Genomic DNA, 20468 nt, shown 5'->3' with positions numbered 1-20468 from the left:
CATGCAACCACCCTAGAATAACTGCGTACTTAACGCCCTCCATCACCATTATCAGCTGTGATGTTTGCAGCCTGCAACTCACTAGCCAGTATAATTCGTTTTTTACGCTTATATAACGTTTGGAGAAATGTCTCTGGTGGGAGCGTTGCAGCAGTGTCTCTTTGAATTATTGAATCTCTTTGATGCACAGTACGCTCAACCTGTTGCCATAATGTATCATTAAATTCATAAAGGTCGCAGTTTAGTTTACTTCTAAGTGAATAATCCAAAGAGGAGAAACGTGCTTGTGATATACTTTTATAATTTGGATTTTGGTTTACTTCCTTGAGGAAGTAAGCGACCATGGGCAATGCGGTATTAGAGCCTTGGCCAAGATTCGTTTGCTTAAATCTAATCCTGGGATCATCAGCTCCCACCCATGTACCGATTACAAGATTGGGTGTCATGGCCATAAACCATCCATCTGCATTTGCTTGTGTAGTACCTGTTTTTCCTGCTATGTCATTATACACGCCGTATTTCCAGCGAAGGCGTGACGCCGTGCCTTCATTAACAACAGTTTGGAGCATATGCCTGACCAGTTGCGCTGTCTCTTTCGACATTGCCCGTTTTCCTGATATTTTTGGTTTAAAATCATCAAAGCGATTACCCTCTCTGTCGGTAATGGATGTTATGAAATATGGATAACTGGATACTCCTTCGTTTGTCAGACAAGCATATGCTGCCGTCATTTCCATTAACGAGATTGACGATGATCCAAGCGCAATAGAGGGTACATCGGGAATATCACTGTGAATCCCCATATTCCTTGACATCCTTATGGTGTTATTAATACCAGCACGTTGAATTAACTTGACCGATACGGTATTTACAGAATAAGCTAACGCACCTCTCATAGAATATTGCACATCGTAATCATACTGCGCATTTCTGGGCGTCCATTCCTGGCCTTCATCATCAATGTAAGTTTCCTGACCGGCAGAAATCAACTCGCAGGGTGAGATTCCCTGCTCTATAGCCACCGCGCAAACAATAGGTTTAAATATTGATCCGACTTGCCGTTTAGTTGACGCCTTTACATGATCATACTTATAAAAATCATGTGATATACCCCCTACCCAAGCTTTAACCTCGCCTGATGAAGGTTCCATCGCTAAAAAGCCGGCATTTAAAAATTGAAGGTGATGTCGAATTGAATCAAGTTGGCTCATCTTGACCTCCTTCTCCCCTTCCCATGTAAATAGTTTTGTAGGAACACGTTTACTCATTACCTGAAGAATAGCAGCTTCAGACATGCCTTCCTCTTTAAGCTTTTTATACCTTGCAGTTCTCCGCACAGCATCCATCACCACTTCTTCCCTGTCTTGCCATGGAGCATCTCCCTCCAAATGATCAATAAATTGTTTTTGAACTTCAACCATTTGCTTTGTTACTGCTTTCTCAGCATACTCCTGAAGTTTTGAGTCTATGGTTGTATAAATTTTCAATCCATCAGTATATAGATCATAAGGAGTACCATCAGACTTTGTATTTTTAGCACACCATTTCTGCAATTCCTGTTTTAAGTACTCGCGAAAGTAAGGGGCTAGCTCATGTTTAACAACTACTTGGCTGTACTTCGTGCCCAAAGGAAGTCTCTTCAATGAGTCAGCTTTTTCCGTTGGAAGCTTTCTATACTTACTCATCTGCGCTAATACTACATTTCTTCTAGACAAAGCATTCTTAGGAAATATTCTTGGATTATAATAATGTGTTGCTTTCAGCATACCTATCAGAACTGCAGCCTGATCCAGTGAAAGTTTTTTTGCATCAGTAGAAAAGAACCGCTTGGAGGCAGCCTGAATACCAAAAGTGTTGTCACCGAAAGGAATTGTATTTAAATACAAAGTGATAATGTCTTTTTTGGAGTAGATGCTTTCAAGACGCCGGGCAATTACAGCTTCACGTAACTTGTTTATAAGCATAGAAAGAAACAGATACTCTTTTCTTGGATATAAGTTCTTGGCCAATTGCTGAGTAATCGTGCTTCCACCTCCAGCAGATTCGTCTTGAAGAAGGATTGACTTCACCAGCACGCGGCCCAGCGAAACATAATCAATACCGTGATGCTGAAAAAAACGCACATCCTCGGTGGCAATAAGAGCATCAATTACAAGAGGAGAAATATCTTCATACTTTACTTGTGTTCTATCTTGAATAAAGTATCGTCCTATAAGAACACTGTCTGCAGTATAAACTTCAGAAGCTAACGGATTTTTGATAGTACGAAGCTCCTTTTTTCCTGGGGTATCTTTCAATACGATAAATATTAGAATGAAAAAAGTAATTAAAGGAAGCACTACTAGTAACGTCCAAAGCCTTGCTTTAGGATGGTTTTCGTAGTATTCAATAAACGAGTTAGCTTTTCTGGCAATCGGATTTAAAAGCGGCTTCGCTCGTTCATAAACTTGATCTGCAAATTGTCGGATTGTACTGAGAATTTTTTCCACTGATTTCTGCATACTTCACATGTCCCCCCATCTTTAAAAAATTCTGGACCATCAATATACCATCGGGTTAAAGCCTCGTATTCTTTCGACAGACGCTTTATTATTACTGCTATTCACAACGGCAATTCAAAACATTTACAAATTACTCGCCTTTAATTGTAGAATAATTCAGCTCCTTTCTACCTTGTACATTTCAATTCAGTCGTGGCAGTATTATGCACGCTTCTCTTTCAATCCACAACAAAACCTTCTTTAAAAAAAGTTTAAAACAGAAACCCTAACCGGATATATAGCAGCGTTCCATCTTTTGAATGCCCTGCTTCAGCGGAAACTACTGCAAGATTATAAGGCGTAAACCACACCCCTCCTCCAAAACCCCTATGCCATAAATCTGACTTTCCATCTAGTGCTGAAGAATCTACGCCATCCGCATTTTTATACCATACACGGCCGGTATCAAAGAAACCGAGTATACCAAGACTTGCAGGAAAAAGGTAAGATCTGAAACTCAGCAATTTCATACGCATCTCAAGGTTAGAGTAAAGTTTACTATCACCATAGAACCTTGTTTTGCGATAGCCCCTCATCTCCGTTTTACCATCCAGAATTTGTGCCTGATAAAACTCATAATTTCCAGTGTTAGTACCACCACCGACCCTAAGAGCAAAAGTTACTCGGGCAGGTAGTCTAAAGGAATGATAAAAACTAAGTGTACTTTCATAATAAGAAAAAGAATTACTTCCGTTATTCAGTCCTGTCATATTCCTACCGGAAAGTATCCATTGTAGGCCTCGTGTAGTAAATAATGGACTGTTTCGTCTGTCAACCGCCACCTGCCAGCTTAATCCGGCATAAGAACGATATTCTTCAAACAACCCGTAATTTAAAGTTTCTGCATACTCTTCTATGAACCTGTCTTCATCATCTTCCGGTTCCTCCATTTCAATACGTTGCAACGCGGGCCCTATTTTCAATGTCGCAACATCACCAAGTTTTCGAGAAACAGCAGTCTCCAATGTAAACTCTTCAAAACGATAACGATAATATTGAATAGCATGATTAACTGATATGCCTGGTGTCTTCTCAATATTCCTATTGAATTTGCTCTCATTACCAAACCCAAAAAAGTTATTGACGTAATTAGGAGACCTCAAGTTAGCATCAACTTCCAGATTCCATTTACCTAAAAGCTCTGTGAATTTAACAGCGTATCTAAAATTAAATGAGAATGTCTGCGGCGCCACGCTTGCAAGCACAAGATGTCTTGTTGCAAATGGAAGTTTCCTAAAGCCGTTCTTTATAAAAATAAAACCGCCTCCGATAAAAAGACCTTCATCCGGATTATAATTCCCATATACCAATGGTGCTAGTCTGTCATAGTTAAATAATTTACGATCATAAAAATTTACCTCAGGGTTTACAGATGTTAAATCTCTTACCTCTTTCTGTTCTATAATCTTGCCCTGGTTTTCTAAATCATAAAACAATGTTTTCTTGCCCCGTACAGAAGACCTATCGCTAATTGTATCAGTACCATCGCCACCAATTACCCTTGTTAAAATGGTTCTATTAGCCTTCCCATTGATATTAAAAAGGTCATCGCCACTTAAGCCGTATAATCTTATTTCTTTAGTTTCCTTGTATTTGAAGAGCCTCGAGTAGAGTTGCTTCCCTTTCTCTCCTTCTCTGCTAAGTTTAAATACTTTAACATCAGCATCACCATTTGGCATTCTTTTTATTTCAAATAATTCGCGTTTGTCCGATCCAACTATATCTACACCTTGTGATAAAAACTCATAGAGAGATAAGGCATATTTCTCCACATCATCTCTTCTCCGCTTAAGTGCTTTAACTATTTTCTCTCCATGCAGCGAGTAGATTTGATGAGGCCATTTTTTAATGGCAGCTTCTATTGCTTCGTCTGTTAATGCTGTTTTTAAATCCCTTGCAACTTCAAGCCAATCTTCTCTGGTTAGCTCAGTTAAAAAAGTTCTATCGAAATACCTGGCGTTAAAAGATAACCCGGGTGTCCAATCAACGTGCTCATCAAATCCTTCAAATTTTGGCAACGCCCATTTCCTGCTCCATATTTTGGTTATCTTTCCTTCATTTACAAAGAAGGTTTGATCTCTGTCTCTTGGGATCGGTCTGTAAGAATCTCCTTTTTTACCCTTTATTGTAGCCCATCTCCATTGGTCATCATGCCTGTCCCAATCACCTATAATGATATCAAACAATCTTGATTTAAGTACAAATTTTTCATCTACCTGGTTGTCATTATCGGCTGCAAGCTTTTCAAGTACTTTAGTAGTGCTAATGATCTTTTCAGAGTTACCAAAGTAAGAAGCATCAGACCAATCGTCATCTGGGCGCTCTTCAAACAGTGCGAGCGTATTACCAAACAAAGATTGATATTCTTTGAATCGTGGATCATCAGGTATGTAAACAAGTTTTGGGTTGGTATGGTAAATACCTACTGCATCGGCCAAAGGTGGAATAACTAAAGCTGCATAGGGATGTGACGCTGAGATTTGATCTTGTACCAGATCTTGTGCAAAAGTTTTTCTTAGAACCTCAGGCACTGCGTTCTCAGGATACTTTTCTATTGAACGCAAAACATACTCTCTTCCTGTTGAATCTGCCAATCTCAGTGATAATGTCTGCTGACCCCCTCCACGTTGTACTATCTTTAAACCATTCTTTTCTTTTCCTATATCAAAAACTGGTACTTCTATCTCCTGCCCCCATTCCTTGCGATAATTCTCTCCCAAAAGCTTGCGCTTACCCTTGCCAGCTTTGTCATATAGCGAGCTTGCTTTCACTTTCACAATTTTACCAGTAAAATCAATGTTCTCCGAAGCTATGTCTTCAAGAGTTTTATTGAAAGATATTTTATCATAAAAAACTTCCTTCTCTATTGCAGTATCTTCATTTACCTCGAGAAAATGTACTTCTATTTCTCCATTTGTTAGTATATCTAATCTTACAAAACCTCTCAAAGGTTTCGCAAATCTTGCATAACCTTTCTTCTTGACGTACTCAACTTTGGCTCCTGATCCACTTACGATAAAATGCGTGCTATCCTTATAAATATATTCAAGGGCGTGCTCATGCCCACTCACATACACGCTGCCCGGAAACTCCGCCATAATATCTTCAACGCCATTACTGAATTGTTTATAAATAGGATTTGGTGTATCCTGTACATGACCAAACCATTTCCTATATAATGGATAGATAGAGCCAATAACAGGCATTGGAATGTATAATTTCGACGAGAAGTCAGTTAAAGGAAAAATATGTGATTTCCATGTAAACACTCCCCCATGCTCGCCATAAGTATAAATAGGATGATGACCTGCTACTATAACTCTTTTTGATTTGTTTCTCGCAAAGATGTCATGCAACTGGCTTAGTACTTCTTCTGACGTTTTGCAATCACAAGAGCTCTCTTCGCCAGGTTTATCCCATTGGTGTAAAAACCATTGAGTATCCATGATAACAAGAATGGTGGTAGAATTAATGGGTATTTCAATTGGGCCTGGACATCCGTCTTTTGGCAACAAAGTGATATGTTCATCTTTTAACGAATCGAGCCATTTTTGTTGATTTCTAATGTATTCTTGTCCCTTCCTCCCCCAATGTTGCCAATCGTGATTTCCTGGTACAAAAATGCCTCTTGCCTTGGTGTCTCTTACCCACGAGACCTGCGTTTCTAAAATATGCTCTCCTTCCGCTCGCAATTTATGGCCTTCTGGTGGTAAGCCTTTAGGATATATATTATCTCCAAGATAAAGCACAATGGCCCTCTCTCCTCTTTCTAAGATCTGCGAACGCAAGTACTTCCCAATTGGGCTTGAGGCTATATATGGTTCTCCTGCGTCCCCAACAAGAAAAATGGAATTGCTTACCTGGCGCTCCTGCGCGTAAATAATGTTTGTTATAAATAATAAAACAATTGCTGATATCGTTTGTTTCATTTGTATGTCGCCTCTAGCATCATATTTAAATGCAGTATAATAATATTGGCGATTATCTAAAGAAAGAATTTAAAAAATTGATGTAGGATAAGGGCAAGAACCAGGAATCGGGAAAATTCCTACCTTTAACAATCTATGGAAACGGAATTTATCATTAAAGCAAGGGAATTCGCAGAATATGTTTTTAACGACAGATCCTTTGAAAATCGCGCCTTTCACAATATCAGTCATACTCGTGAGGTAGTAAGGGCTGCTGAAGAAATTGGAAGGCAGACTTCCCTTAATGATGATGAGCTTGAATCAGTAATAATAGCAGCATGGCTTCATGATATTGGCTATGTTTCCGGTCAGGAAAATCATGAAATGAATGCTGCTCTTAAAAGTAAAGAACTTCTTCAGGAATGGGGCGCCTCACAAAAGAAAATAACTGAGGTAACGGAGGCTATTATGGCTACCAAAATGCCTCAACAACCTAAAACGCTTGTCAGCAAGGTCCTATGTGATGCCGACTTGTATCATCTGTCAACAGAACAATGTACTGCAAAAGCTGAGAACCTTCGAAAAGAATGGGAGCATTCCGGCCATAAAGTAATGAACGAGGCAGAGTGGGTACATTCTAACTTAAGTTTCATGGAGAACCACCGCTATCATACGCCTTATGGTCAGGAGATTCTCCAACAGGGAAAAAAGAAAAACATCAAGAAACTTCGGAAGTTGGTTAAACCAGAGTTCACAGAAAAGAAATTTCACAAACTTGAAGATGAAGTCGTAAAGCTTAAGGCAAAACTTGAAAAAGAGAAGCTTCTCAAGCCAGACCGTGGCATTGAGACTATGTTCAGAACAACCTCCCAGAATCATCTTATGTTGAGCCAAATGGCTGATAACAAGTCCAACATACTGATTACTATTAACTCCATTATTCTTTCAGTTGTTGTCTCCGTGCTGGTACGCAAACTTGAAGAAAACCCAAGACTCATTGTACCTACTATTATGCTTATTACTGTCTGTCTTGCTACTACAGTTTTTGCAATCTTGGCCACAAGACCCAATATTTCTTCAGGACGGTTTACGCGCGAGGATATAAAGAACAAGCGCACCAACCTGTTGTTCTTCGGAAATTTCCACGGAATGAAAGTTGAGGACTATGAATGGAGTATGAAGGAGATGATGAAAGATGCTGATTATTTATATGGCAGTTTAATTAAAGACATTTACTTCCTTGGAATTGTACTTGCTAAAAAGTATAAGTTCTTACGCATCGCTTACAATGTTTTCATGTTCGGATTTGTAGTCTCGATTCTTTCCTTCATCGTCGCATTCATGCTGTCTCCTAAAATCTAATTCGGATACTTTTACGATGGACTTGAAGAAGGAACTTCTGAGAACGCGATCGCGAAATCGGGTGGATAAGATTGTATCTTATATTGGAAGTGATAAAGATAGATTTAAACAACTGGTAGATCTCTTTCTTGAAGGACCGTATACTGTTACTCAGCGTGCTTCATGGCCCCTCTCTTATTCAGTAGAGAATAATCCTTTACTTGTTAAGCCTCATTTACGCACCTTGATCAAACATCTGGAGAACTCGGAACTTCACGATGCAGTAAAGAGAAACACCTTAAGGCTTCTTCAGTTTGTTGATATTCCAACATCATTTCAAGGTTCAATTGCCAACATCTGCTTTCTATTCCTACAAAACAAAAAAGAGCCTGTAGCTATACGCTGTTTTGCAATGACCGTCCTTTTCAATATCACTAAAGAAAACCCTGAGTTGAAAAATGAATTAAAGGTTCTCATTGAAGACAACCTTCCTTACGCCAAACCCGCATTTATTAGCCGTGCAAGAAAAGTATTAAAAGCGCTTAACTTTTGATAAACCGGCTGTTTATCTTTAAGTTTCAATGGATAATTTAATAGAACTTACTGACCTGCAGGAGCATTGTTGCAAGAGCTGCTCAAATATTTTTACAGGAGCTTATTGTAATGAATGTGGCGAAAAGGTGCTTGAGCCAAAAGACAAAAGCTTCAGAAGCTTTTTGAATAACATAGCCCTTACGCTTACTTTTTCTGACAACAAGTTCATTAAATCACTTTGGCATGTTATCTCTAACCCGGGGTTCCTTTCGAGGGAGTTTATTGAAGGTAGAAGGGTAAACTACTTGAAACCGCTTCAACTCTTCTTTGTACTAAACCTCATTTATTTTCTCTTCCCGCTTCTACAGCTTTTCAACACGTCGCTCAAAACGCAGATGTACTTAAGAACACACAGTGCCTGGGTTAGGAAACTGGTCAACGAAAAGATTCTTGCCGAGGGCTATACCTACCAGGGATATTCTTTAATGTATAACGATAAAACAACAAGTCTTGCTAAACTTCTGATCATTGTATTTGTTGTACTGGCATCTTTGCCTTTCAATGTTATATACAGAAAAAAGAACAAGTATTTTACCGACCACATTACATTGGCGGTAGAACTGGCCACTTTTAATCTTGCCATGAATGCCATCTTCCTTTCACTGGTATTAATAGTTATAAATAAGCTTATCCATTGGACACACCTAGGATGGGAGAAATACCTTGATGACAGAACACTCACCATCATCTTTATTCTTACCAATGTTTATTTCTTATTCGGAGCTGGACGTACTTTCTACGGGCAAACTGGTTTTAAGCTGATCTTTAAGGTAGTACTTGGCTTACTTGGATTATTTCTTGCACTGGAAGCTTACCGAATGATTCTCTTCCTGTTTACCTACTGGTCATTGTAGAAAGCTTAAATATAAGATCACTTATCTGTTGATGCTCTTCATCCGGTGTAAGTTCACAGTAGGTGGAAAGAACCTTTACGGCTTCGTCGTATAATTTCATGAGAGCAAGACTTAAGCCAAGATTATAGTAGCTATTAGGGAAAGAAGGCTCAAGTTCAATAGCAATTTCGTAATGCAATTTTGCTAAAGCATAATTACCAACTTCGGCATACAAATTCGCCAGGTTATAATGCGCTTCATAATGTCTGGGATTATGCTTTAAAGCTTGAGTAAACGAATCAATAGCCTTCGGGTAATTACCCTCCTGAGAATCGATAATACCGAGATTGCAAAAACAATCAGCAATACAATCCTCTGCTTCTATTGCTTTCTGGTACAGAATACGCGCTGTTTTCTTGTCGCCCTGCTCATCAATTAAAAGTGCTTCTTCAAAAGCTGTGAGCTTATTGAGCTTTATAACACGGCCATTGCTGAAAAGATTTAACTGTCCTTGTTTAGATGGCTCTTTGCATTTCTTCTTACGTGCACGTTGAAGCCCGAATTTCTCCGGAGCAGGATTAACAGGAAACTGAACCACCTTAGCCATATCACAAAATTAACGTTTCCCAACATTAGTCAACTATTTCTGCCGCAAATAATAACAAACAGATAACCTTGTTTCTTCCCTTGTCTTTGCGAAAGAAATGCAACCTAAACAACAGTAATTTGCTCTAATTAGTTCTGCTAGGCACTAGCCTTACGTTTCGCTTTTGCAGGCTTTTCTGCTTTCGCCTTTTTAGCAGTTTCGCCTTTAGCTTTTTCCATAGGTTTCTTTTTAGCAGCGTCTATACTTGCCTTAAGCGCAGTCATTATATCCACCACCTTAGGTGCCTCCTCTTCTACAACCACAACTTCTTTACCTACAACTTTAGCTTCAATTATTTCTTTAAGCTTCTCTGTATATCTGTCTCTCATCTCGATATCTGTGAACTTCACAGTCATTGAGTCAAGCAATGTCTTTGCAAGTTTCAGCTGCTCTTTATCTGCTTTTGCCTCCGACAGAAGAGGTACTTCATTTATATCCCTTACTTCGTTAGGGTAACGAAGCCGGTACATAACTATTCCCTTTTCATGCGGCGCAAGCAGAAGTGGTGTTTCTCTGTCTCTGAGCACTACTTTACCAACGCCAACCTTATTGCTTTGCTTTAATGTTTCTGCTAGCAATGCATAAGTCTTAGCCGCAACATCACCATCAGGGCCGATATAGTATGGCGCTTCAAACAATGAAGGACTTACTTCTGAAGTATCTACAAATCCTTGAATTTCAATGATCTTTTCACTTTTCAGCTTCACTTTGTCAAAGTCCTCTTGATCAATGATAACATATTGACCAGGTTCGTACTGATAGCCCTTTACTATATCTTCACTTTTTAATGTTTTTCCTGTTACCTTATCTTTCTTCTCATAACTCACAGGATTGTGTTCTTCTTTTGAAAGAAGATTAAAACTAATGCTTTGTCCTGCGTCAATGGCATTGTAAATCCTTACGGGGATGGTAACAAGTGAAAATTGGATATGTCCTCTCCAGATCGCTCGCATAAAAATATATTTAGATTAAAAAATTAACCTGGCGGTACTAAGTTATTGAAAACCTTAAAGTTTTCAAAAGCCGATTAAACTTTTAAATAACAACACTTCAATCCATGTTCATACCTCGACAATGCTATGGACACGACAATAAAAATGTTGGTACATCACCGCGGTTAAAAAAGAATGCCGGTACTATTATTTTTATCAATCCTCCCCTACTACACTTTTAACAATAGTCATTCGTTAGGTTATAAACATTATCTCAATCGTCGGTTCATTCGTAATTTGTTTCCTAATTTTAGAATGAATGCGTGTAAATTCGGTTCGCACCTCCTAAAATGAAGTATACTTTAATCATATTCTTTTTACAGTTAATATTTCTGACAAGTATCGCCCAAACTAAGCCAAAGAAGCCATACCAACTGTATGAAGAAGCTGAGGCCGCTTATAATCAAGGGAAGGTAGAGGATGCCATCATCCTGCTTAATGAGTGCCTCACAATAAATCCTGGATACATGGAGGCTTATGTTCTGCGAGCACCCGCACGGGAACTTACAAACGATTTACAGGGAGCTTTAACAGATTACAGCATCTACCTTGAAAAATTCCCTGACAATCCAGATATACTGATGAGCCGTGCTGTATTAAGATATAAACTTGGGTTCCTGGGCCAATCAGAAGAAGACTTTAAAAGAATGCTTACACTTACCTCTCCTGAAACAAATTCAATTTTCTTCAGACAGAATATGTCCGTGGATGAAAAGAACCCGATGATGACGACCACACAACAAGGTCACAATCCTTATGTTTATAATTACCTGGGCTTAATCAAATTTAAGGAGAAGAAGTTTAAAGATGCAATTGTCAGATTTGATACTGCCATAAGACTTGATCCTAGGCAGCCCGACTTTTACGTTAACCGTGGACTTGCAAAAGAGAGCATTAATGATTCTACTGCCATAGTTGATTATGATAGAGCTTTGGGCTTAAATCCGAACCATGTTTTGGCTAAACATAACCGTCAGGCACTATTGGAAAAGAAGAAACAACAACTTTCACTTGAAGATCGGTTAACACTTACCATTAAAGAAGACTCTACCATGTTATTGCCTTACCTCGAAAGAGCACAACAAAGATATGAAGGCGGATATTTTAAAGGAGCTTTGGAGGATTATAACCATGCTCTTTCTATAGACAGTACCAATGTTGAAATATGGTTGGGAAGAGGCTTAACACATGAAAAGCTGAAAGATTATACACGCGCTTTCTCTGATTATACAAAAGCAATTGATTTGAAAGAAAATTACGCGAAGGCATGGCTAAACCGGGGAAATGTCTTATTGAAGCTTGAGCGGTACAATGATGCCATAGAAGACTATACAGTTGCTCTTATTTACTGGCCGGATTACCCACTCGCTTTTTACAACCGGGGCATGGCAAAAATAAAACTAAAGAAGAACGCAGAAGCTTGCGCAGATTTTAGTCAGGCAGAGCTGTTGGGGATGAAGATTGACGAAAAGCTGAGAAGTAAATTCTGCAAATAGCTAATCCCCGATTGGCACTAAAGATTTCAAGTGTAAACCGACCGTTACCCTTGATAGTCTTTCATATGATCAGTTTACTTAACGTAAGCCTGTGGTAAGCCATGTTGTTCTAAAAATGCTTCTGCCTCTTTTGCTTTTTTAACAAAAAAAGGATCATTAGCCCGGCTTTTAATAGCTCTATTAATTACAACATTCTTTTCACCACTCTTCTTTATTTCCTCCTTTACTGTCTCTATTGCCATAATTGCTGTTTCCTATGCTTAAAAATACAAATTATTTACGTTTTACCAATAAGGCATCGTAGATCCTATTACGTTTAAAAAGCTCCCATTGATCGTCAAAAAAGCCCCAAATTTCAAATATTTCTTCTATTCCCTTTAAATTTGAAGAGATACCCATCCTGTAATATCTCATACGAACTGCTGTACTCCCCTGTATAAATATAAGTTTTTCCGGATATTCATTCGTAAATGCAATAATTGCTGCCGCAACTGTTGCTAAAACACGTTGAGAATCTTTGTTATCCGTAACAATCAAATCATCAATCTTGTTTTGTTCTACATTATAATCACCAAAAGCCAGATTATAGATTTCAAGGCTTGCATCCGCAACCTCCATCTTCGAAAATCTGACTATTTTTCTAATCTCACCCTTCGGACCATTGCTGGTAAATTCATAATCCAATAAATCGAGGCTTGCCTCAATTTGATATCGCTCTAAATTCATTCCTTTTAAAAAGATAATGCAGTATACATAAATGGAGCCTCTTCATTCATACTACAACAATTTGAAAGCTCTGGGGTTCGTTAAGTTGATTATGAAGTCTGGGAAGCAACAATTACAATAAAAAAAACGGGAGTTCATTCACTCCCGTTTTCTAAATTCCGCATTAACTGATAACTAAAGAGCTCGTCTTAATTTGCTTCAGTATGATTTTTAAAGCTGTTGAGGATGGCCTGCCAACCCTCGCGCTGCATGTCGGCCGGATGGGTGTTCTCCGCGTCAAACTTTTCAATAACTTTCGTTTCATTTCCGTCGGCTAAAAATTCTATTTGTACTTTCCTTCCATCTTCCATTGTATATTCAATTGCTTTATGCAATTCAACCTTAGTATAAACGCCACCAAAATCAAAGCTGAAACTTCCGTCTTTCGCGGCCATCGTTGTTTTAAACTTTCCCCCTACTTTTAAATCATTTTCAGCATATGGCGCATGCCAATCACTTGAAGCTTGGCACCACTGGGTAATGTGCTGGGGTTCATTCCAGTATCTCCAAACTTTTTCTACAGGAGCTTTAACTGTTGCGCTTACTGTAATAACGGTTTTTTCAATAGTTTCCATAATAGTTTCCTTTTGGGTTTATAGTTTCCTTTATGTTCCGTTTGATATTACAAACATACACGAACGCGATAATTTACATGGGGTGCAAATACGACAACCTAACGGCTTATTTGCGACAGGCCCTTATATCTCAGGTGTATTTCAACTTCAGGAGGACGAATAACAGGAACAAGCCTATAAAAAGATGGTAATTAATCTAAAGTTACTCCATTTAACGCCCAATGCATGTGATTCCAATTTAAATTTGACTCATTCGTTTGGCCATTTTTGAACTAACATCTGGATTGAGAGGAATTTTGCAACCAAATACTATTAAAGTATAAATTCAATTTTCTAAAAATCCGTTACATTTGAATTGTAATGGCCTTGTTAAAAACCATATTAAGCACTATTCTGATTCTCCTGGTATTGATTTCTTCTACCAGCTTTATGGTAGGCATTCATTACTGTGGTGGTAATATTCAGAATGTAGCACTGTTCACCAAGGCAGAGCAGTGCGATATGGAAAAGAGCTTACCTCCATGTCATCGTCAGTTAAAAGCAGCCTGTTGCGAGGATGAAGCCATCATTCACAATTCAAATGATTTCAAGGGCTCAAAAGTACTCCTTAATTTTGAAGCTCCCGTTTCTATTGATGTTGAAAAACCGCTTACGTTTATTGCAGAAGTAATTCCACTTGCGCCCATAGCACAGACCAGATATTACAATTACGATCCTCCCCTGCGAAGTGCCGATATAATCATCGAGCATCAGGTTTTTCTTATTTGATTTCTTCTCTTTCTTTTTGAAGAGTTAATCCAACTCTTCCTGTAATCGCTTTGTCCTTAGCGAATACCTTTTCCTTACTTACATTTTTTATTTACAGCCATGATTGAAAGCTTAATTTCTTTCTCGTTGAGAAACAGATTCCTTGTACTATTAGTCGCTGCCGGATTATTTGCATGGGGCATCTACTCAGTAAAAGTAAGCAAAATAGATGCGATACCTGACCTCTCCGAAAACCAGGTTATTGTTTTTACCGAATGGATGGGACGCAGCCCACAAATTATAGAAGACCAGGTAACATATCCCTTGGTCACTAACCTGCAAGGTCTACCACAAGTAAAATATGTTCGTGGCACCTCCATGTTCGGGATGAGTTTCGTGTATGTAATCTTTAATGACTACACTGAAATCTATTGGGCTCGTGAACGCGTACTGGAACGCTTGAATTATGCGTCGCGCTTACTACCAAACGGCGTCACCCCTACGCTGGGTCCGGATGGTACTGGCGTTGGCCATATCTTGTGGTATACATTAGATGCACCTGGAATGGATCTGGGAGAACAACGCGCAATCCAGGACTGGTATGTGAAGTTTGCCTTGCAGAATGTTCAGGGCGTGAGCGAGATCGCCTCGTTCGGTGGTTTTCAGAAACAATATCAGGTAACATTAAACCCCAACAAGCTTAACTACTACGGCCTATCAACACAGCAGGTCATCCAGTCTATTCGTACGAACAACAACGAAGCTGGCGGGCGTAAATTCGAAATGAGCGATATCGGCTACATCATCAAAACAACAGGCTACTTAAAATCTATTGAAGAGATCGAGAACATTGCTGTAAAAACAGTTAACACAACTCCGGTTAGAATACGCGACTTGGGCTCTGTACAAATGACGGGTGAATCAAGACTAGGAATCTTTGACAAAGACGGAGAAGGTGAAGTTGTTGGTGGTATTGTAGTGATGCGTTATGGCGAAAATGCTGATGAAGTCATTACTACTGTAAAAAAGAAAATGGAAGAAGTAGCCAAAGGTTTCCCGCAAGGTGTAAAGTTCAACATTATCTATGACCGCAGCGAATTAATCCAGGAATCTGTTTCTTCTATTAAAACAACACTCATTGAAGAAATGATTGTAGTCTCTCTCGTGGTCATTATCTTTTTGTTCCATTGGCGAAGCGCACTCAGTATCATAATTCAAATACCAATTACCATTGCCAGCAGTTTTATACTTCTTAATGCATTTGGTATCACGTCCAACATCATGTCATTAACCGGAATAGCACTGGCAATAGGGGTCATTGTTGACAACGGAATCATTATGGCTGAAAATGCTTACAAGAACTTAGCTACGCGATTTGAAGAACTTAATGAAAGTTGAATTAAAGATAAACAATTTCAAGTCTCAACTTTCAAGCACCGAATTTTAAATAAAGAACATGTTTAAAAAAGATAAATCATATAAACCTATTCCTGAACAAGAACGACTTGATATCATAGAGAAATCTTCCAAGCAGGTCTCGCGGGGAGTTTTCTATTCGACTATTATTATCATCACGTCGTTCCTTCCTGTGTTTATGCTTACAGGTCAGGAAGGAAAATTATTCCATCCCTTAGCATATACCAAGACTTTCATTATGCTGGTAGATGCGGTGCTCGTTGTTACCCTCGCTCCTGTTATTATCTCCTTCTTTATGAAAGGGAAATTTACACATGAGCATAAGAATCCAATAAACCGTTTCCTTGAGCGCATCTACGAGCCGATCATCAGAAAATGCATGGAGTGGAGGAAGACCACCATAGGCATCAACATCCTTGCCCTCATTATCAGCATCCCTTTACTTATGAGTCTGGGGAGTGAATTCATGCCTCCGTTAGATGAGCAATCTATTTTATTTATGCCTGTTACATTGCCCGATGTCTCCAATGAAGAAGTCAAAAGAATTCTTCAGGTGCAGGATAAGATCATTAAATCTGTTCCTGAAGTAGATAAGGTTTTAGGGAAAGCAGGGAGAGCAAGTACAGCCACCGACAACTCTCCTATCAGCATGATTGAAACAATCATCATGCTTAAGCCAAAATCACAATGGCGTGATGGAATAACCAAAAAGGAGATCATCAATGAGCTGGATGCCAAAATGCAAATACCCGGTGTTGTTAACGGATGGACACAACCCATAATAAACAGAATTAACATGCTGGCTACTGGCATTCGTACCGATGTTGGTGTCAAGGTCTACGGACAAAACCTTGATAGTATTGCTGTGCTTTCCGAGAGAATTAAAAAAGCGCTTAGTGGCATTGAAGGTATTAAAGACCTATATGTAGATCCCATAACAGGAGGAAAGTACCTTACCATAGATATTAATCGCGATGCTTTGGGAAGGTATGGATTAACGGTCGATGATGTTAACATGATTGTTGAATCTGCTATTGGCGGTACACCGATAGGCCAAACAATAGAAGGGAGACAACGGTTTACCATCAGTGTTAGGCTCGCACAGGATTACCGTAACAGCATAGAGCAGATGAAAAGAATCCCGGTTACTACACAAACATTATGCACCATTCCCTTGTCTGCCGTTGCCGATATAAAGTTTGAGGATGGTCCTCCTATGATCTCTTCTGAGAATGCCATGTTACGTGGTGCTGTATTGTTCAATGTACGCGACCGAGATCTTGGAAGTACAGTAAAAGATGCGATAGACAAGCTTGGTAGGGAAATGGGCGCTTTACATAATGGCTATTACCTCGAGTGGAGTGGTCAGTACGAAAACCTTATTCGTGGTAAGCAAACGTTAATGATCATTCTTCCTGTCGTACTGCTTATTATTTTCATTTCGCTTTACCTCGCATTTAGGTCAGTCCGTGAAGCTTTCTTCAGTCTCATTACTGTTCCCTTTGCCCTTATTGGCGGTGCTTACATGGTTTATTTCTTCGGAGCTAACTTATCGGTAGCCGTAGCTGTCGGATTCATCGCCTTGTTTGGAATTGCTGTAGAGACCGGTGTTGTCATGGTTATTTATTTGAACGATGCGATGCAGCAACTCGTAAAACTGCGGGGCAACTCACGTGAAACAATATCGAGAGAAGAACTGAGAGAGTATGTTATTGCTGGGGCAGCAAAGCGACTTCGCCCTAAACTCATGACAGTATGCGTTGCCTTATTCGGACTCATCCCCGTGCTATGGTCAACCGGTGTCGGTAGTGATGTGATGCAACCTATTGTACTTCCCATGATAGGCGGCGTATTAACATCATCAACACATATCCTGTTGGTGACACCGCTCATCTTTCTAATGACAAAAGAATATGAATTAAGAAAATTCGGAAAACTCGAAGTGTATGAAGTTAAGCATTAAAACATCCAAAGCTCCAGGTTCCAAGGTTCAGGTTCCAAGGTTCAACCTTCAATCTTTAACAACTTTAACCTTTAAAACTTTAACCTTAAACCTTAAACCTCTAACATTAAACATTAAACTTCTAAACATATTTGTTATCCGCTTTTTGCTTTCTGCCTTCTGCTTCCTACTAACACCTCCCGCCTTCAGTCAGGTACTTCCGTTAGACTCTGTCCTCGCCATGATCGACAAACGAAATCCCATGCTGCAGGAATATGACAATAAGGTAAAGGCATTAACTGAATATTCAGCTGGAGCAAAAAGCTGGATGGCTCCTATGGTAGGCGCAGGAACCTTCATGACGCCATATCCTAACCAGCAGATCATGGATGAACGCGACAAAGGATCATGGATGTTTTCAATAGAGCAGGAAATTCCTAATCCTTCAAAGCTTAATGCCAACAAGGATTACTTACAATCGCGTGCTGATGTCGAAAAGCAAGGACGTGCCATCCGCTACAACAATCTACGTTCAGAAGCAAAGACTTACTATTACCAATGGCTTGTAGCAGAAAAGAAAGTTAAAGTACTTCAGGAGAATACAAGAATCATGAACCTGATGTTAAAGCTTGCGCAAATCAGGTATCCATACAATCAGGGTAGCCTGGGTAACATCTACAAGGCTGAGGGCAGATTGAGTGAGATTCAGAACATGCTTTTGATGACACAGTCTGACATTGAAAATAAAAGCTACCGGCTTAAAGCTTTACTCAATATACATTCTACTGATTCAATTATGGTTGATACAGCTAGTGTTGTCCGCTTTGAACCAGATCAACTGCTTAACGATACAACTGCCCTAAGAGAGCAACGAAGTGATATTAAACAAATAGATGAAACCATTGAAGTCATGCTGTTAAATCAGCAACTGCAAAAGTTCCAGGCTAAGCCCGATTTTAAAATCCGTTTCGATCATATGCAACCTATCGGAAACATGCCTAAACAGTTTACAGCAATGGCCATGGTCTCTATTCCCATTGCTCCATGGTCATCAAAGATGTATCGTGCTGAAGTAAAGGGTATGCAATACGACGTCGAAGCCATGAAGAAAGGCCGTGAAGCAATACTGATTGAAACAAAAGGCATGCTCACAGGCATGGCAAGGCAAATGGTGCGTATGAAACAACAGCTCGACAACTATGAGACAAAGATAATTCCGGCACTGCGAAAGAACTACCAGACAGTGATGCTCGCATACGAAGAAAACCGTGAGCAACTACCAATGGTTATCGACGCATGGGAAGCACTCAATATGGCACAAATGGAACACCTCAATAAACTTGAAGAATATTACCTGATGATCGTAAGCTATGAAAAGGAAATCGAAAAATAATTTCAAGTTACTGGTTACAAGTTACGGGCTTCTTGTTTCTTGTTTCTTTATTATACTCTTAGTGACATGCGAAAGCAAAGACACATCGCATAACCACGACACGTATACCTGTCCCATGCACCCCTCCGTTGTTGCTGATAGGCCAAGCACATGCCCTGTTTGTGGTATGGATCTGGTGAGAAAGGCGCGTCCGGGCGAAGAAGTCAAGATCACAGAAGATCTGTCAAAGCTAATCAAATCACCAAATGAAATAGTTGTTGCTTCTATCGAAACAGTAAAGGGTGAATACAAGTCTATGCCTGTTACCGTTAGAGCGCAAGGCATAGTTACATACGACACAAAAAATATCTTTACCATACCTGCTCGTGTAGGCGGTCGACTAGAAAAAGTCTTTTTGAAGTACGCTTATCAACCTGTCGCCAAAGGACAAAAAATTGCAGAGATCTACAGCCCCGAACTCATAACAGGGCAACGGGAATTAATATTTCTTCTTGAAAATGATCCGGAGAATAAAGTGGTCATTGATGCAGCAAAACGCAAGCTTTCACTTCTTGGATTAAATACATCACAGATCAACACTCTTATAAAGAAAGAAGAAGTAAGCAACACCTTTGGCATCTATAGCCCTTACGATGGTTTCGTAATTACGGAACAAACTGTGCCTTCTTCAAATACATCATCACAATCTTCAGGAGGAATGGTAGACGGCATGGGAGCAACAGCCGCCAACACAGCATCTGCTTCAACTAGCAATGCCTCAGCAACAGCAGTCATCAGAGAAGGTAACTATATCACTGCAGGTGAGACGTTGTTCCGCATTGTAAATCCACAAGCGTTGCGTATTGAATTAGATCTCCCTGCATCACAGGCAACATCAATTAAAAAAGGCGACAAACTCCTGCTCGATTTAGGCGAGGGTAATAAAGAAAATGCTTCTGTCGATTTCATACAACCTTTCTTCAACGAAGGTCAGGACTTTGTTAAAGTTCGTGTTTATAGCAACAGAAACAACCTTCACATTGGCCAACTGATCACTGCCCAGATAACACTACCACCACAAGAATCATTGTGGGTACCAAAAGAATCAGTGCTCGATCTTGGAACAGAGAAGATCGTATTCATAAAAGAACGTGGCACCCTGAAACCAAAAGCAGTAACCATCGGTGCTTTGTCAGAAAGATCAGTTGAAGTAGTTAAAGGCCTCGCTTCATCCGATGAGATAGCAAAGAACGCGCAATACTTAATAGATAGTGAAAGCTTTATCAAAACCGCCAAGTAAA

General features: G+C 39.6%; 16 protein-coding genes. 9 read left to right on the top strand and 7 right to left on the bottom strand.

The window, feature by feature from the left end; translation table 11 throughout:
• Positions 1–29: 29 nt before the first annotated feature.
• Both KK060_RS00435 and KK060_RS00430 read right to left on the bottom strand, forming a co-directional pair.
• Positions 30–2501 carry a transglycosylase domain-containing protein gene (locus KK060_RS00435; RefSeq protein WP_254151424.1) on the bottom strand — a complete coding sequence of 824 codons (2472 nt, stop codon included), beginning with the start codon at positions 2499–2501 and terminating at the stop codon, positions 30–32.
• A 251-nt stretch (positions 2502–2752) separates the two neighbouring features.
• Positions 2753–6469: a BamA/TamA family outer membrane protein gene (locus KK060_RS00430; RefSeq protein WP_254151423.1), complete on the bottom strand. Its 3717-nt coding sequence runs from the start codon at positions 6467–6469 to the stop codon at positions 2753–2755.
• Positions 6470–6604: 135 nt separating this feature from the next.
• Between KK060_RS00430 and KK060_RS00425 the strand changes: the two genes are divergently transcribed.
• The 3 genes from KK060_RS00425 to KK060_RS00415 are packed head-to-tail and all read left to right on the top strand — an operon-like array spanning position 6605 to position 9237.
• On the top strand, positions 6605–7810 hold the full coding sequence (locus KK060_RS00425) for a Pycsar system effector family protein (RefSeq protein WP_254151422.1): 1206 nt from the start codon (positions 6605–6607) through the stop codon (positions 7808–7810).
• Between the two features lie 16 nt (positions 7811–7826).
• Positions 7827–8342: a HEAT-like fold family protein gene (locus tag KK060_RS00420; protein WP_254151421.1), complete on the top strand. Its 516-nt coding sequence runs from the start codon at positions 7827–7829 to the stop codon at positions 8340–8342.
• A gap of 28 nt (positions 8343–8370) precedes the next feature.
• The gene (locus tag KK060_RS00415) at positions 8371–9237 is read left to right on the top strand and encodes a DUF3667 domain-containing protein (RefSeq protein WP_254151420.1); all 867 of its coding nucleotides are present in this window, start codon (positions 8371–8373) and stop codon (positions 9235–9237) included.
• Here the strand turns inward: KK060_RS00415 and KK060_RS00410 are convergent.
• Entirely contained in the window at positions 9218–9823 is a 606-nt protein-coding gene (locus KK060_RS00410; RefSeq protein WP_254151419.1) for a tetratricopeptide repeat protein, read from the bottom strand. The two genes, KK060_RS00415 and KK060_RS00410, sit on opposite strands and share 20 nt — an antisense overlap.
• Positions 9824–9960: 137 nt before the next feature.
• On the bottom strand, positions 9961–10815 hold the full coding sequence (gene ku, locus KK060_RS00405) for a non-homologous end joining protein Ku (protein WP_254151418.1): 855 nt from the start codon (positions 10813–10815) through the stop codon (positions 9961–9963).
• Between the two features lie 329 nt (positions 10816–11144).
• Here ku and KK060_RS00400 point away from each other — a divergent pair, with 329 nt between their 5' ends.
• Complete coding sequence (locus KK060_RS00400; protein ID WP_254151417.1) at positions 11145–12350, top strand: tetratricopeptide repeat protein; 1206 nt, start codon at positions 11145–11147, stop codon at positions 12348–12350.
• 74 nt (positions 12351–12424) lie between these two features.
• Here the strand turns inward: KK060_RS00400 and KK060_RS00395 are convergent, their stop codons facing one another.
• From KK060_RS00395 to KK060_RS00385, 3 genes are all read right to left on the bottom strand, one after another.
• A complete protein-coding gene (locus KK060_RS00395; RefSeq protein WP_254151416.1) occupies positions 12425–12592 on the bottom strand; it encodes a hypothetical protein in 168 nt (55 codons plus the stop codon).
• 31 nt (positions 12593–12623) lie between these two features.
• A complete protein-coding gene (locus KK060_RS00390) occupies positions 12624–13076 on the bottom strand; it encodes a DUF6934 family protein (protein WP_254151415.1) in 453 nt (150 codons plus the stop codon).
• Between the two features lie 188 nt (positions 13077–13264).
• Positions 13265–13690, bottom strand: a complete 426-nt coding sequence (locus tag KK060_RS00385) for an SRPBCC family protein (protein ID WP_254151414.1) — start codon at positions 13688–13690, stop codon at positions 13265–13267.
• A gap of 360 nt (positions 13691–14050) precedes the next feature.
• On the opposite strand from KK060_RS00385, the gene KK060_RS00380 reads away from it, so the two are divergent.
• The 5 genes from KK060_RS00380 to KK060_RS00360 all read left to right on the top strand — a co-directional run bounded on the left by KK060_RS00380 (position 14051) and on the right by KK060_RS00360 (position 20467).
• The gene (locus tag KK060_RS00380) at positions 14051–14458 is read left to right on the top strand and encodes an HYC_CC_PP family protein (protein WP_254151413.1); all 408 of its coding nucleotides are present in this window, start codon (positions 14051–14053) and stop codon (positions 14456–14458) included.
• 99 nt (positions 14459–14557) lie between these two features.
• Positions 14558–15835, top strand: a complete 1278-nt coding sequence (locus tag KK060_RS00375) for an efflux RND transporter permease subunit (RefSeq protein ID WP_254151412.1) — start codon at positions 14558–14560, stop codon at positions 15833–15835.
• A 58-nt stretch (positions 15836–15893) separates the two neighbouring features.
• Positions 15894–17816 carry an efflux RND transporter permease subunit gene (locus KK060_RS00370; protein ID WP_254151411.1) on the top strand — a complete coding sequence of 641 codons (1923 nt, stop codon included), beginning with the start codon at positions 15894–15896 and terminating at the stop codon, positions 17814–17816.
• A 220-nt stretch (positions 17817–18036) separates the two neighbouring features.
• On the top strand, positions 18037–19188 hold the full coding sequence (locus tag KK060_RS00365; protein ID WP_254151410.1) for a TolC family protein: 1152 nt from the start codon (positions 18037–18039) through the stop codon (positions 19186–19188).
• Positions 19166–20467, top strand: coding sequence for a heavy metal-binding domain-containing protein (locus KK060_RS00360; protein WP_254151409.1), 1302 nt, complete (start codon positions 19166–19168; stop codon positions 20465–20467). The genes KK060_RS00365 and KK060_RS00360 overlap by 23 nt, the downstream gene beginning before the upstream one ends.
• Position 20468: the final 1 nt, after the last annotated feature.

Origin of the sequence: Chryseosolibacter indicum (assembly GCF_018598585.1) — a bacterium.
Classification (GTDB): Bacteria; Bacteroidota; Bacteroidia; order Cytophagales; family Cyclobacteriaceae; genus Chryseosolibacter; species Chryseosolibacter indicus.
The sequence above is the reverse complement of the archived record's forward strand: the minus strand, read 5'-3'. Positions and strand labels throughout refer to the sequence as shown.

Excerpts from the sequence above, each read along its gene's own strand:
- KK060_RS00435 (WP_254151424.1), bottom strand. The coding sequence starts at position 2,501 with ATGCAGAAATCAGTGGAAAAAATTCTCAGTACAATCCGACAATTTGCA.
- KK060_RS00430 (WP_254151423.1), bottom strand. The coding sequence starts at position 6,469 with ATGAAACAAACGATATCAGCAATTGTTTTATTATTTATAACAAACATT.
- KK060_RS00425 (WP_254151422.1), top strand. The coding sequence starts at position 6,605 with ATGGAAACGGAATTTATCATTAAAGCAAGGGAATTCGCAGAATATGTT.
- KK060_RS00420 (WP_254151421.1), top strand. The coding sequence starts at position 7,827 with ATGGACTTGAAGAAGGAACTTCTGAGAACGCGATCGCGAAATCGGGTG.
- KK060_RS00415 (WP_254151420.1), top strand. The coding sequence starts at position 8,371 with ATGGATAATTTAATAGAACTTACTGACCTGCAGGAGCATTGTTGCAAG.
- KK060_RS00410 (WP_254151419.1), bottom strand. The coding sequence starts at position 9,823 with ATGGCTAAGGTGGTTCAGTTTCCTGTTAATCCTGCTCCGGAGAAATTC.
- ku (WP_254151418.1), bottom strand. The coding sequence starts at position 10,815 with ATGCGAGCGATCTGGAGAGGACATATCCAATTTTCACTTGTTACCATC.
- KK060_RS00400 (WP_254151417.1), top strand. The coding sequence starts at position 11,145 with ATGAAGTATACTTTAATCATATTCTTTTTACAGTTAATATTTCTGACA.
- KK060_RS00395 (WP_254151416.1), bottom strand. The coding sequence starts at position 12,592 with ATGGCAATAGAGACAGTAAAGGAGGAAATAAAGAAGAGTGGTGAAAAG.
- KK060_RS00390 (WP_254151415.1), bottom strand. The coding sequence starts at position 13,076 with ATGAATTTAGAGCGATATCAAATTGAGGCAAGCCTCGATTTATTGGAT.
- KK060_RS00385 (WP_254151414.1), bottom strand. The coding sequence starts at position 13,690 with ATGGAAACTATTGAAAAAACCGTTATTACAGTAAGCGCAACAGTTAAA.
- KK060_RS00380 (WP_254151413.1), top strand. The coding sequence starts at position 14,051 with ATGGCCTTGTTAAAAACCATATTAAGCACTATTCTGATTCTCCTGGTA.
- KK060_RS00375 (WP_254151412.1), top strand. The coding sequence starts at position 14,558 with ATGATTGAAAGCTTAATTTCTTTCTCGTTGAGAAACAGATTCCTTGTA.
- KK060_RS00370 (WP_254151411.1), top strand. The coding sequence starts at position 15,894 with ATGTTTAAAAAAGATAAATCATATAAACCTATTCCTGAACAAGAACGA.
- KK060_RS00365 (WP_254151410.1), top strand. The coding sequence starts at position 18,037 with ATGATCGACAAACGAAATCCCATGCTGCAGGAATATGACAATAAGGTA.
- KK060_RS00360 (WP_254151409.1), top strand. The coding sequence starts at position 19,166 with ATGAAAAGGAAATCGAAAAATAATTTCAAGTTACTGGTTACAAGTTAC.